This window comes from Cytobacillus sp. Hm23, assembly GCF_051842895.1.
Lineage (GTDB): Bacteria > Bacillota > Bacilli > Bacillales > SM2101 > Nanhaiella.
Window position 1 is genome coordinate 57,789 of sequence record NZ_JBPXRQ010000003.1, and the last position, 13,065, is coordinate 70,853.

A 13,065-nucleotide genomic window follows, 5' to 3' on the forward strand; every position below is an offset into this window, starting at 1 on the left:
ATAAAACTCATCACATTTTCCATTGTTAAAAAAATAGCAACAATAGAGCCTATAAAAAACAACCAGGGAGAGAGTATACTCTCTCCCTGGTTGTCTTATTGTATAGCTTTTACTAGTCAAACCTTCTTTTCTTATAAGTAATTAACGTAACAGCGATCGCTACAACTACCCAAATAAGAAGAATAAACAGATTTCCAACAATATCGTTATAGCTTCCAGTATCATTAAATTGAGTCCACATATAATTAAATTGCTCACTCGGTAAATAGCTTACTAGCTTTATAATCAATTCATTATCTGTCACCGAAGTGAATATAGAACCCATTCCTAATATGACCAAAATCGGCATTCCAACTACTCCGGTTTCCATTACTGTACGAGAAAGTAAACCTATCATTGTACCAACGGAAATATATATAATCAATCCTACAATTAACATCAACATGAAGAGTGGTAAAGATACCATCTGAAAATCACTAAGAAACATAACACCAGCAACGACAACTACTGTAGCTGCGGCTGATAATGTACTTTTTCCTACTAGAATCTCCAATGTACTAGCTGGTGAAAGTAATAGTCCTCTCAGTGTATTTTTTTCTTTTTCTTCAGCGACTATAGAAGCTTGTACGAAAGTCCCTACTAGCGTAAAAGTTAAATTAATCAAAAACATGAGAGAGAGTTCGTCATTGCCACCTACTCTACCTAGATAAGCTGCAAGTGCTAACGGCATAGCGATTGTTAATAGCATATAAGAATTTTTTAATAAATCAATCCAGTCCTTAATAAAAATTGCATTTACTCTTTTCAATGAAAATATCATACTAACTCCCTCCCAGTTAATCGTACAAAAATATCTCCGAGTGTTGGCTCATTTGAATGTATTGAAACAACATCACCTGATTTCATCAGTTCATAAATTTGTTTTGCCCCTTGTTCATCCTTATCAACAACAATAGTTCGATCCCCTTTTAGCAATAGTGAAATGGAAGGATCTGCAAATTTAGTGCGCAAATTTTGAGGGGTATCGAGTAACTCAATCTCACCATTATTAAGAAATGCAACACGATCACAAATCTCTTCTGCCTCTAACATGTCATGTGTTGTTAAAAAAATTGTCGTTCCCTCTTCATTTAATTGTCGCAAACCATTGTGAATATTCTTCGTATTTGCTGGATCCAATGCTGATGTTGGCTCATCTAAAAATAATAGGTCAGGCTTATGTAAAATGGCACGAGCCAACGTGACTCGTTGCTTCATTCCTTTAGATAGCTTTTTAACTTGAGTTTTTTTCTCATTAACTAGGTTGACAGATTCTAATACTTCATCAATTCTGTTCACATCCACATCATATAGCTTACAATAGAGCACAAGATTATCGTAAACAGACAGTCGATCATATAGCCCACTATTATCTGTTAATACACCAATTCTTTTCATATAAGCAGGATCTTTTAATTTGCTTACATGTTCTCCGAACACTTGAACTTCTCCAGATGTATGTAGAAGTTGAGATGTTAATATTTTAATAGTTGTTGTTTTTCCTGATCCGCTTGGACCTAAGAAACCGAAAGTCTCCCCTTTTTTCACATTAAAAGAAACATCCTTCAAAGCTACTTTATTTTTAAATGACTTAACTAAATTACTTACTTCAATAATATTGTTCATAGCATTAACTCCTTTTCCGAAAATTTCCGATTTAGTTAATTGTTTGTTTCGCTGTTGTATTTAGTATAGGCTCATTTCTATTTACTAGCATTCAATTTCAGTTGAAAAGAGTATATCTGTTGATGAATAAATCCTTTTTATAGATGATTGGCGTTTTAAATTATGTATTATAATTAGATTTCACATTCCAATTATGCCCTTCAAATCATTTAATTTACCTTTTGATAACGGGATTGAGCTTTTTTTCGCATCATCTAGAATTAAACTATAACTATTACGTGTCCAGGTTATAACTTCTCTTACCTTTTGCAAGTTTACAATATAAGAACGATGGCACCTGAAGAAGCCAAAAGGATTTAACCGATTAAATAATTCATTTAACGTATAAGAACACGCAAAAGTCTCTCCTTTCACATGTAAATGAGCGATTCCTTCATTACTTTCAATAAAATCTATTTCTGTTGGATCAAAGAGAATGATCTTTTCATTCACTTTAGCGGGAATCTTTTCAAAACGAACTTGTGTATTGATTACTTGACCTTTTTCAGCCCCCTGAGTATTCTTCTCAGTCATTTCCTCTATTGAAGTAGCTTTATTTTCCTTAACTTGTTTATTCGTCGTTCTGTTGTTATTCTTAATAATCTCCTTTTTAACGTCCTCGCCATCAGCTACATCTATCTTTTTTAACCCTTCTCCATTCAAACGATACACACAGTTCGTCATAATAATTGCATTTTCAAGATCGCTTGTCGTCAATAATATTGCTTTCCCTTGCTCAGCAAGTTCTTCAATTATCCTTTTTACAATCATTTTACTTTCAATATCTACATTTTGTGTTGGTTCTTCCATGATGAAAAACTGTGGATCTTGTAAAATTACCCGGGCAATTTGTAAACGCTTCTTTTCAGAAAAGCTAAGTTTGTCGATTTTTGTATTCTGTTTATCTATCAAACTAACCATCTTAATAATAACTTCAATATCACCATCCACATTATACAGCCGCTTAATGAATTGTAAGTATTGTTTCGGTGTCAGGCGTTCATAATAGCCATCATCAGACAATAGGACACCTATGTTAGGACTTACATTTTTGAAATTACCAGTAAATGGTTTTTTGAAATAATTAATTTTCCCTCCAGATTTAGGTAATCTATCAGTCAGTATTTGAATGAATTGTCCACCAACTTCAATGTTACATTGGATTGCAACGATGTCTCCATTATGTATTGTTAAGTCTATAGGTGGGAATAAGATTGTATTCCCGATATTCCTCTCAAGATTTTTTATACATAAGATGCTCATAGCTACTTCACTCCTGTTTTAATCCAAAATTGTTATAAAATTGCTATTTAATTTTAGATTATACATTAAAATTATAAAAATATTGCGAAATTTTAAAAATGTAAGTTTAAAAAATTCATTTTTTTACCTTTCTACTTCATAATAATAACTGATATGAAAATTAAGGAGTTGGTTATGTTGAATTCAATATCAAGCACAGTTTCATTACATAATGGCATTGATATGCCATGGTTAGGGTTGGGGGTATATAAGGCTGAGGATGGCAAGCAAGTAATAGATGCAGTTAAAGCTGCTATTCGTGCTGGGTACCGAAGCATTGACACAGCAGCAATATACAAAAACGAAGAAGGTGTCGGGCAAGCGATTAAACAAAGCGAGGTACCACGTGAAGAATTATTTATTACATCAAAGGTTTGGAACTCTGATCAAGGCTTTGAATCAACTTTACGTGCTTTTGAAGAAAGTCTTGCGAGACTTAACCTCGACTACTTAGACCTTTATCTTATTCACTGGCCTGTAGAAGGCAAATACAAAGAAACGTGGCGCGCTCTCGAACAGCTTTATAAAGATGGAAAGGTCAGGGCAATTGGCGTAAGTAACTTCCATGTCCATCATTTACAAGATTTATTAACTGATGCAGAAATAAAGCCTATGGTGAATCAAGTAGAATTCCATCCAAAATTATTACAAGAAGAGTTACGTAACTTTTGCAGAGAGCATCAAATTCAGTTTGAAGCTTGGTCACCTTTAATGCACGGAAAATTACTAGACAACGAGCTTTTAACTGAGATTGCAAACAAACATAACAAAACGGCAGCTCAAGTAATCTTAAGATGGGATTTACAAAGTGGTGTTGTAACAATACCAAAATCAATAAAAGAGCATCGAATCATTGAAAATGCCTCTATCTTTGATTTTGAATTAACGAATGAAGATATGCGTACAATCAATGACTTAAATGAAGATTTACGTTTCGGGCCAGATCCCGATAATTTTGACTTTTAATAGAAAGTAATTGTTTTAACTGTTGGAGGGGCTATCTCATTCATTGTGTTAACAACTTAGTAAGCCCCTTTTGAATTTAACATTATTCATTTTTCTGTTGTCCTTTGTCCAATGAATACTATTTCAGTTTCTTTGAGCCTCATTTTCTCAACCTCATATATGCTGACGGATCTAGTTCTTCACTCTCAATAACGACGGCTGTTAATCCATCATTTGATACAGTTTCATGCCACTCACCTTTGTTCCAAAACACTGCATCACCAGCTTCAACAATTTGTGTTTCATTATTTTCACCTCTAACAGTGCCACTTCCACTTACGACTAATAGCAGCTGATCAGAAACTGCTTGGTGATAGCCGACGACACCTTCTTTATTTAGATACATAAACCCAATATGAGCTTTTTTATTTATGATACCTATACGCGACATGACAAAGTTTGAATCAAATTGTGTTATTTCTTTTCCCGTATTTCTGTTAAACTGATATATTTTCATTTATGACTCCTCCTACTATTTAATTTCAAGCGGTTAATTTTCACATGACTAGTTTAATTTCAACTACTTTACTATATTTTATAATTACTGTTATTTTTTCGAGAAGTCTATTAACATATTTTCTGGAATAGGAGAATTCCCTATATCTTTTGACAATATAATGAGCTCATTACATAAAAAACGACTGCGTCTTGATGGGTATGTAGGTTCCATATTTTCACCTATACAGACTCTCTCAGGTTGAACATTGAAAGTCCCAATTGGCACTTCATTAACTTTAGCATTATTAAAGTAAATTCGAAAATATTCGTTTTCATTCCAAGTTAACCTAACGGTTCTTTGTTCTTCACAGCATAACATTGGTGTATCAATAATAACTGAATTTACTTCTTGATCTACTGAGAGCCAAACCTTTAATTTTCGTTGATGAACATTGTAAAAACATAAGAAAAAATTATTTTCAATAGCTGAAGGATATAAATTATCTCTAATCATAAAAAAATATATATAATCTGGATGTGATATGCCCTCCATTGATTTTGTGTTAAAAGTCCATTCAATCATACCTTCCTTCTTATTGAAAGGAATATTAAATGATTTTCGACTATCTGGAGAAATCCAATTACCATTGGATCCATAATTTTTGTAGTAAATAATATTATTTAGATTAAAGTCACAATGTGCAACATCTTCAACCTTAGGTGGATTTAGTAAATATACATATCTGTCTACTGTATGAAGTGCCTTTGCTTTATACTTTTTTAGTTTACTTTTAATCATGAATACGTTCTCCCCTTTTTTCGTCAATAAAAAAGCCATCCCCATAGAAAGTTTGTTTAAACGAGGATGACTATATATTCTATTTCAATACTTTGAAAAAAATGTTAGTTCACAAAAAATTATGACCACCTACTAGCCATGACGCATTCCTTCTAAATATTAGTTTAATTATTTCGGTTTCAATAACAATAAATGCGCATTTTTCTGGTAGTTATCAGAATCTGTGCTTGTCACATGATACTCTCCTTCAGCCCAGCTTTCCATTTGATCGTGGTAGTTTTTACTTAATACGTGTCCGCTTTGACCAGGTCCAACAACACTATAGCTTGTTGTCATATCAGCTAAATCTTGTATTACTCGCCATGATGCACCGTGATTAACTTCTCCTGTTTCTCTATTCCAACTAGCTGCTTTGACAGTAATATTACTACCGCTTACCGGGATTGGTGATGAGTTAAATAATAAATTTAATGGTTTAATTGCGGCAAGAGGGTGACTAAAAATAATTTCGTGAAAATTGCCCCATTTCCACTTATCTACATTATTCCCTTGTAGCTCAGCCGCTTTGTCAATAGCTCGCTGTAATGCATTCAAAACAACTTTGTCTAATCCCCCTGCATCTTCAATCCAAGGCCCTGGATTTCCTCCAATTGCCCTTCGAATCAGTTCATCAACAACTTGTGATTTTCCCCTAAAAAAACCTATCATATCCTCGTCGATCTTATCTTCAAACAACACATTTGAGATTTCTTCCATCCAAAAATGAAAAACGAGCGGTTCGGCTAACTCTTTATCATCTATAAAATTCCATTGACGCATTTTACTTAACACTTCTTCATCAATGGATCTTAGTTGAACATTATTTATTAGTGATAAGAACAATGGTACAAACTCTTGTGCATATAAGTTCTTGTTATCAAGTTGAAGGTTTTTCATATCCTCCATTGAAAATGTATCTTTACTTAATAACACATCGCGAATCCGTTGTTGTCGATATGGCTGCGCCCATATATTTGACAGATGATAAGGATAACTATCATCAACTACTTTATTATTTGCAGTCGAAATAAACCCTTCTTCTGGATTTACTATCGTTGGGAGCTCCTCCCAAGGAACAAATCCTTCCCATTCATACTCACCTGTCCAACCAGGTACAGGTACAAGACTGGTCCCATTCTTTCGAATTGGAATTAACCCATTTGCACGATAAGCAATCGTTCCATCTATTGACGCAAAAACAAAATTAGAAGCTGGGGCATAAAAGTATGTGAGTGCGTCTTTAAAATCATCCCAGTTCTCAGCCCTCCCAAATTTCAATACTACTTCAAGCTCTGGTGAAGGTTCGAGTGCCGTCCATTTCAGCGCAAGTGCAGTTTCTGACTTCTCATCATGCGCAAACTCAGAAATAATAGGCCCATGACGGGTTTCTAGAACTTGGTAATCAATGTCTTCTCCATCTTTAACAGCAATTGGCTCTTGTATGACTGTTGCTTTTTCCCATTCACCCATGTATTCAAATTCTAAGTCATTTTCTGGATTCCTTTTTTCAATATATAAATCTTGGACATCAGGACCAACATTCGTAATTCCCCACGCTATATGCTCGTTTCTACCTAAGATGATTCCAGGTGCTCCCGGTACAATCACACCGCTTACTTCAAAATTTGATGTTTTTAGGTGTGTTTCAAACCATATAGAAGGAGTTGCAAGTCCGAGGTGAGGATCATTCGCAATATACGGATAGCCCGATTCGGTTTTTTCCCCTGCTACAACCCAATTATTACTTCCATTTAACTCATTTGGCATATGAGCAGATGCCAAGCTTTCTTTCACATTAATTGGATTTTCACGTAATGCTTGCAAAATGGTTGCCCCGTCTTCAGGGTATGTCGGAAACAGATCCAATGTTTGTTCGTCAGAAAAATTTTGAGCTAAGTAATAGCGGAAAGCTTGCCCCTCCCAATGTCCTCCTAAGTCATACGCCATATACTTACCTACAAGAATTGAATCGTAAACTGTCCACATGTCCGGTTTATAACCCATTAACCGAAATTCAACAGCAAGCCCCCCCTCTTCAATAACTGTATCGATGAATGCATTTACCCCATTGGTATAAGCAGTTAATATTTGCTGTGTCTCTTCTGATAAAATATCCCATGTCTCATTTGCAACACGATGTAAGCCAATTGTGCGGAAAAATTTGTCCGTATCCACTGCACTTTCACCAATGACTTCACTTAGTTGACCTGATGCTTGACGCCGAATTAAATCCATTTGAAACAAACGCTCTTGTGCGGTCACGTACCCTTGAGCAAAAAACAAATCTTGTAAATTATTTGCTTCAATATGAGGAATACCCATTTCATCACGGTATACGGACACTTCTTGTTGTAATCCACTAATGATGATTTCACCTTTTGTTTTTGGTTTACTTTGTAGAACGTAAATATATCCAGCTGTAAGTAACAGAGCGCAAACAATAATAATCGTAAATATACTATAGAATACTACCCGACGACGTTTCGTTTTAAAAAGAAGTCGCTTACTTTTTTCTGTTGGTGCCTCCAATAAACTCCCCCCTTTATATTTTTATTAATATTCATAATATTCTAATAAAAAGAACAAAATCCTTTTAATTACTTATACTCATATCTATGCGCAATATTATCGAAAAACTTATCTGGTGGAGTTTGTGTGCTACTAAGTAATATCTATTGGATGTATACAAAACTAAAATGTCGGTTTTTAAAGGCTCTTTTATTGATATGATTTTTATAGTCTTTAGAGAAGAAAAAATGCCACTAGCATTAAATATATTCTTATGTAGCTCTTATTACGCAAAGCAACAATCAATGCGAAAACAGCCTTATCAAAGTTAAAAAACTTATGAATGACATCATAAAAAAGATAGGAGAAGATTAATATCTTCAACCTATCTGTAAACTCGAAATATTTTATTTACAGCTCTTTTGCTTCGTAAATTCTATATGACAATAACCAAGAAAGACTTATTAATACCGCTACCACAACCAACATGGACATGGCAAACTGTATTGAGTATTGCTCAAATAAATGTAAAAGCCCCCAAAAATTATTTTTAACACCTAGATTTAATACCATTGGACCTACCGCAAAAATGAGCACGACCAATATCACCATCGCATATCTAATAAAAACTGGACCAAATAAGTAATAACTCGGAAAGAAGAATGCCATAAAAATCGCTAATATTGTTAATGTAGTTACAAACTCAAAAAGAGTTAACTTACCGTACATATTAAAAAACAAATTTAAAATCATTGAGAAGGAAAAACAAATGAATGCAAAGAGAGTTACTGTAACGTATTTTGAAGTGACAATTTGCTTCCTAGACACAGGCAAACTATTCATCAATACTTCACTATTGTTTCGAATATCATAAAAATACATATTCCGTGTAAATAATAGTGTCAAAATTAGTCCTATGAATAATAGCGGAAAATCGTCTCTAGCAATGAAATATAAGAGAAAAACCAACACTAGATTGACGATTATATGTACTTTATGCACGTGAAATTCGTTTCTAATTAAATTAAACATATTGAACACTCCTATTCGTATAAAACATAATATCATCAAGTGTAGCTCTCTCGAATATCACATTAGAACCTAATAATGCAATCATTGATTTCTTATCAATTGTTAACGCTTCGAAACCAACATCTGTTTCTTTTATACCAATTGCTAGCTGTCTAATATTTTCAGTTAAGTACTTGTTTGAACCTTTTACAATTTGATATTCCTCAAATATTTCGTCCTTCTCCTTATTAAAGATAATTTTTCCATCATTAATAAATATGATATAGTCAGCAATTTGTTCAAGATCAGTTGTAATGTGAGTAGAAAAGAAGATAGTTTTATCTTCATCTTGCATAATTTCTGTAAGTAGCTGCAAAATCTCTCTTCTTACAACAGGGTCTAGCCCTGAAGTTGGTTCATCCATAATAATAAGGTCTGCATGATGGGAAAGGGCAACTGCAATTGAAAATTTCATTTTCATCCCAGTTGAAAATTGTTTTAGCTTTTTCTTTAGTGGTAGTCGAAATTGATTAATATTTCGTTGAAAAGCTTCTTCATCCCAGTTTTTATAGAAAGGAGCGATTGCTTTTTTTATATCAGCTATTGTTAAATGTTCATAAAAGTGATTTTCAGCATATACAAACCCTATGCGTTCTTTAATTTCCTGACTATGTTTTATGTGATCCATTCCAAAAACTTGAATATCACCAGCATCATACTTTATTAAATTCATAAGTAATTTGATCATTGTTGTTTTCCCAGAGCCATTCGGACCGATAAAACCTGTAATGAACCCTTTGTTAATTGAAAAGGACACATCGTCTAACTGAAAACCTTTGTACAATTTATTTACGTTATTCACTGTAATTACTTGTTCCATTATTTATTCTCCTCCTTGTAAAGCATCGTTACAAGTTCTAGTAGTAGACTTAATTCAATTCCCATTACTTTGCTTTCATCAACGACGGCTTCAAGCTTATTTTCAATCAATTGTAATTGTTGGTCACGTAATACACTTACATTTTCACCAGAAACAAATGATCCTTTCCCAACTTGAGAAGTAATAAACCCTTTCTTTTCCAGCTCTTCATACGCCCTTTTCGTCGTAATAATACTAATTTGCAAATCCTTTGCAAGCTTCCTCATTGATGGGAGTGGGTCACCTTGCTTTAAATCACCTCGTAAAATTTGCTTTTTAATTTGATTAGTTATTTGCTCATAAATTGGTTCATCTGCTGAGCTAGAAATTATAATATCCATCGGCATCACCCATTGTATATATTGTATATATTATCTATATACAATATATACACACTTAACTAAAAAGTCAATATATGTATTTGTTTGAAATTCATGTAACTAATTCCTATTTCATACTAAAGTTGTAGCTTGCTTAAGGCTTTTCCCCGACGATATTGCTTATTTTTTTCATTAAAATTTTCTATATGAGCCTATTTAACATCGTACATGTCACGAAAGAAGTTTGTCCCTTTGCTATTCTTACTAACTTAATGAACAACCAATTGTTACTTATTTCAGGGAATGTGTTTATCGTTTAGACATGAAAAATGGAGGAAAATACTATGGGTCAACAATCTAAAGGAAGCTATAATCAACTCATACAACAAAACCGTAACTTTAAAAATCTTTTACTAGGACAAAGTGCGAGTGTGTTAGGCGATTGGTTTAATATGATTGCACAGCTCGGACTCGTATATGGAATTACTCAATCTCCACTTTATGTTTCACTAACATTTTTAAGTAAAGGCGTACCACAATTACTAATTAGTCCATTTGCAGGCTTACTCGTTGATAAGCTTGATAGAAAAAAAATCATGGTGACAGCAGATGTTTTAAGAGCGCTGTTCATATTAGGTTTATTATTTGCTGAACAGTTTATTTGGATTGTGTTTATCGTAAATTTCTTCACCTCGATTACTAGTGTGTTTTTTAGTTCTGCACGACAAGGAGTCATCAAAGATGTAGTGGATGAGGAGGACCTTTACTTGGCTAATTCTTTATCTAGCACGGTTGGTGGGATTATTTCTATCATGGGTGCTTCTTTAGGTGGTTTAGTGTCTGGAATGTTCAGTAGTCATATAGCCTTTATCATCAATAGTGCTTCTTTTCTCATTTCTGCTTATTTTATTCAGGCAACAACTATTCCGAAACATGATGTTATGGAGAAAAAACTAAGTTTTATAGAAGATTTAAAAGATGGCTATCGATTTATTTATCAGACGCCAATTATATTAGGTGTTATACTTGTTGGTATTTCATGGGGACTTATTGGCGGTGTTTATCAAATATTATTAACAGTTTATGGGGAGACTGTCTATCATGCCGGCGATATGGGCATAGGTATCTTATATGCTACACAAGGGATAGGGACGATTATTGGCGGATGGGTTGTGAGTAGATTTGTTGGCAATCACAAAGAAAAAATGGTTTTATGCTTTGGAATAGCATATTTATTTCAAGGGATATTTTTCACCTTGTTTGCAAGCTCTTCAGTTTTTATCATAGGTATTACCTTTTTACTATTTATGAGAATTGCTGGAGGCATAATCATTCCATTAGATACAACACTCATACAAATGAATACTCCTAATGATAAAATCGGCAAAGTATTTTCTCTTCATTACTCGTTATTTGGAGCATTAATACAATTATCCATGTTTTTTGCGGGTATATTACTAGAATTTATTCCTCCAAATATCATTGGTACGAGCTTTGGACTCATTTGTATCGTTGTAAGCCTCATTTGGCTCCTTATGTTCAAACGCCTTACAAAAAGTATTAGCAATTCGACATCGTTAATAGCTATTAAGCATTTAAATAAGTGATAAAAATACCTATATTCATGGTTACCGTACGGGCATAAAAATGATTTTTTATAGGATACACTTCAACTTAAACGTCAAAAAACTAGGTGGAGAAAATACTCCACCTAATCTAAATAAATGATGCTACAACTGATTAATAAGATATGTAATAATCAATAAACTTTAGTGATTGGCTCATTTTCTGTACATGCCGTAGCCTACAAAAAGCATTGCCCCTCACCTCGATAGGTTGCATATTCTCCTACAATTTGACCTTGTGAAACACCATACAAATATGAAAATCTCTCACATAGTTCACCACTTTTGGCATGGCGGAAAAATATCGGATCACCTAAGGATAATGATTCTGACCCCTCATAGAAAACCGGCGTTTGAACTTCTCCCGCCCCTTCCAAGGCATGCAAGCGAGCACCAGATGGCAAATAAGGCTTAGGTATTTTATCATCTCCAACTGCACCTGAAGCTATATATCCACCACCAAGACATGTATAATACCGATCTTTTGGTGTTCTAACAATCTCTAACGCATATCCTGCAGCAGGTTTATATTGGAAATCTTGATAATAATCAAACAAGCTCGGCGAAAAAAATCCGGAACCTACTGTTACTTCTGTAACAACGTGCTCTTTACAAGTTGATGACAGGCTCCCTGTACCTCCTCCGTTAACGAACCTTAATGAAAAACCAAGAGCTTCAACGCTTTTAACAACCTCTGCTCTTCTTTCACTAATCGCTTGAATCGAATGATTTTTTAGCTTTCTTACGATAAAGTTTTTTGCTGATTTTCCTGCTACAGCATCGCCTACACCAGCTATCTGCGCTTCGTAACCCATGATGCCGTCTAGTTTAACAAATTGGCACTGTTTTATTACGTGTGCAATGTCATCCACATGTTTAGCAGATTGCAAAGGCGAACGATATACACCGAATCGAAAGCGTGGAAAATCTACGGACATATCTACATCAACACAAATGGGGATCACCACGTTATAATTAGCACCAACTTTGTCAATTAGCTTAACATGTTCTACAGAATCAACCATTAACGTGATTAAAGAGCCTTGCTTAATCTGTTTCGCAATTGCTGTTAAATACGACTGATCTACAACAGGGTAAGCAATTAACACATCATTAAAACCATGATTAGCTAAGAAAATTGCCTCATTAGCAGTAAAGCACATTATGCCTTTAAACTGTTCATTATTTTCAAGGATTCGTTTCATTATCGATACACTTCTTATTGATTTACTGCCTAAGCGTATTTTTTTTCCGTTACTGGCCTTTAAAATTTGTGTGATATTATCATCCAGTAAATCCAAATCAATATAAGCAAATGGTTTTTGTATATGTTGTAAAGTGTCCTTATAATATTGATAATTCATGTAAACCGCCTACTTCCTTATCAAATTAACC

The 13,065-nt window shown here is 34.1% G+C and carries 13 protein-coding genes; 3 read left to right on the top strand and 10 right to left on the bottom strand.

The annotated features are described in order from the left end of the window. Window positions 1-112: 112 nt before the first annotated feature. The 3 genes from ACSVDA_RS02835 to ACSVDA_RS02845 all read right to left on the bottom strand — a co-directional run bounded on the left by ACSVDA_RS02835 (window position 113) and on the right by ACSVDA_RS02845 (window position 2,967). On the bottom strand, window positions 113-820 hold the full coding sequence (locus ACSVDA_RS02835) for an ABC transporter permease (protein ID WP_485880668.1): 708 nt from the start codon (window positions 818-820) through the stop codon (window positions 113-115). Further along, complete coding sequence (locus tag ACSVDA_RS02840) at window positions 817-1,665, bottom strand: ABC transporter ATP-binding protein (protein ID WP_485880670.1); 849 nt, start codon at window positions 1,663-1,665, stop codon at window positions 817-819. The genes ACSVDA_RS02835 and ACSVDA_RS02840 overlap by 4 nt, the downstream gene beginning before the upstream one ends. A gap of 180 nt (window positions 1,666-1,845) precedes the next feature. Beyond that, a complete protein-coding gene (locus ACSVDA_RS02845; RefSeq protein ID WP_485880671.1) occupies window positions 1,846-2,967 on the bottom strand; it encodes a LytTR family transcriptional regulator DNA-binding domain-containing protein in 1,122 nt (373 codons plus the stop codon). Between the two features lie 222 nt (window positions 2,968-3,189). On the opposite strand from ACSVDA_RS02845, the gene ACSVDA_RS02850 reads away from it, so the two are divergent. Beyond that, window positions 3,190-3,972: an aldo/keto reductase gene (locus tag ACSVDA_RS02850; RefSeq protein ID WP_485880890.1), complete on the top strand. Its 783-nt coding sequence runs from the start codon at window positions 3,190-3,192 to the stop codon at window positions 3,970-3,972. Between the two features lie 139 nt (window positions 3,973-4,111). On the opposite strand, the gene ACSVDA_RS02855 is transcribed toward ACSVDA_RS02850, so the two are convergent. From ACSVDA_RS02855 to ACSVDA_RS02865, 3 genes are all read right to left on the bottom strand, one after another. Then, on the bottom strand, window positions 4,112-4,468 hold the full coding sequence (locus ACSVDA_RS02855) for a cupin domain-containing protein (protein WP_410627472.1): 357 nt from the start codon (window positions 4,466-4,468) through the stop codon (window positions 4,112-4,114). A 90-nt stretch (window positions 4,469-4,558) separates the two neighbouring features. Next, window positions 4,559-5,248 carry a hypothetical protein gene (locus tag ACSVDA_RS02860; RefSeq protein ID WP_485880673.1) on the bottom strand — a complete coding sequence of 230 codons (690 nt, stop codon included), beginning with the start codon at window positions 5,246-5,248 and terminating at the stop codon, window positions 4,559-4,561. A gap of 168 nt (window positions 5,249-5,416) precedes the next feature. Continuing rightward, complete coding sequence (locus tag ACSVDA_RS02865; RefSeq protein ID WP_485880675.1) at window positions 5,417-7,816, bottom strand: penicillin acylase family protein; 2,400 nt, start codon at window positions 7,814-7,816, stop codon at window positions 5,417-5,419. A gap of 146 nt (window positions 7,817-7,962) precedes the next feature. Here ACSVDA_RS02865 and ACSVDA_RS02870 point away from each other — a divergent pair, with 146 nt between their 5' ends. Then, window positions 7,963-8,127, top strand: a complete 165-nt coding sequence (locus ACSVDA_RS02870) for a hypothetical protein (protein WP_485880677.1) — start codon at window positions 7,963-7,965, stop codon at window positions 8,125-8,127. Between the two features lie 79 nt (window positions 8,128-8,206). On the opposite strand, the gene ACSVDA_RS02875 is transcribed toward ACSVDA_RS02870, so the two are convergent. The 3 genes from ACSVDA_RS02875 to ACSVDA_RS02885 are packed head-to-tail and all read right to left on the bottom strand — an operon-like array spanning window position 8,207 to window position 10,066. Next, window positions 8,207-8,827 (bottom strand): ABC-2 transporter permease, encoded by a 621-nt coding sequence (locus tag ACSVDA_RS02875; RefSeq protein ID WP_485880679.1) that lies wholly within the window; start codon window positions 8,825-8,827, stop codon window positions 8,207-8,209. Continuing rightward, window positions 8,820-9,686 carry a phenol-soluble modulin export ABC transporter ATP-binding protein PmtA gene (gene pmtA, locus ACSVDA_RS02880; RefSeq protein ID WP_485880681.1) on the bottom strand — a complete coding sequence of 289 codons (867 nt, stop codon included), beginning with the start codon at window positions 9,684-9,686 and terminating at the stop codon, window positions 8,820-8,822. Before pmtA ends, ACSVDA_RS02875 begins: the two co-directional genes overlap by 8 nt. After that, on the bottom strand, window positions 9,686-10,066 hold the full coding sequence (locus ACSVDA_RS02885; protein ID WP_485880683.1) for a GntR family transcriptional regulator: 381 nt from the start codon (window positions 10,064-10,066) through the stop codon (window positions 9,686-9,688). Before ACSVDA_RS02885 ends, pmtA begins: the two co-directional genes overlap by 1 nt. A 323-nt stretch (window positions 10,067-10,389) precedes the next feature. On the opposite strand from ACSVDA_RS02885, the gene ACSVDA_RS02890 reads away from it, so the two are divergent. Continuing rightward, the gene (locus tag ACSVDA_RS02890) at window positions 10,390-11,652 is read left to right on the top strand and encodes an MFS transporter (RefSeq protein WP_485880685.1); all 1,263 of its coding nucleotides are present in this window, start codon (window positions 10,390-10,392) and stop codon (window positions 11,650-11,652) included. Window positions 11,653-11,849: 197 nt separating this feature from the next. Here the strand turns inward: ACSVDA_RS02890 and ACSVDA_RS02895 are convergent, their stop codons facing one another. Then, window positions 11,850-13,034 carry an amino acid deaminase/aldolase gene (locus ACSVDA_RS02895; RefSeq protein ID WP_485880687.1) on the bottom strand — a complete coding sequence of 395 codons (1,185 nt, stop codon included), beginning with the start codon at window positions 13,032-13,034 and terminating at the stop codon, window positions 11,850-11,852. Window positions 13,035-13,065: the final 31 nt, after the last annotated feature.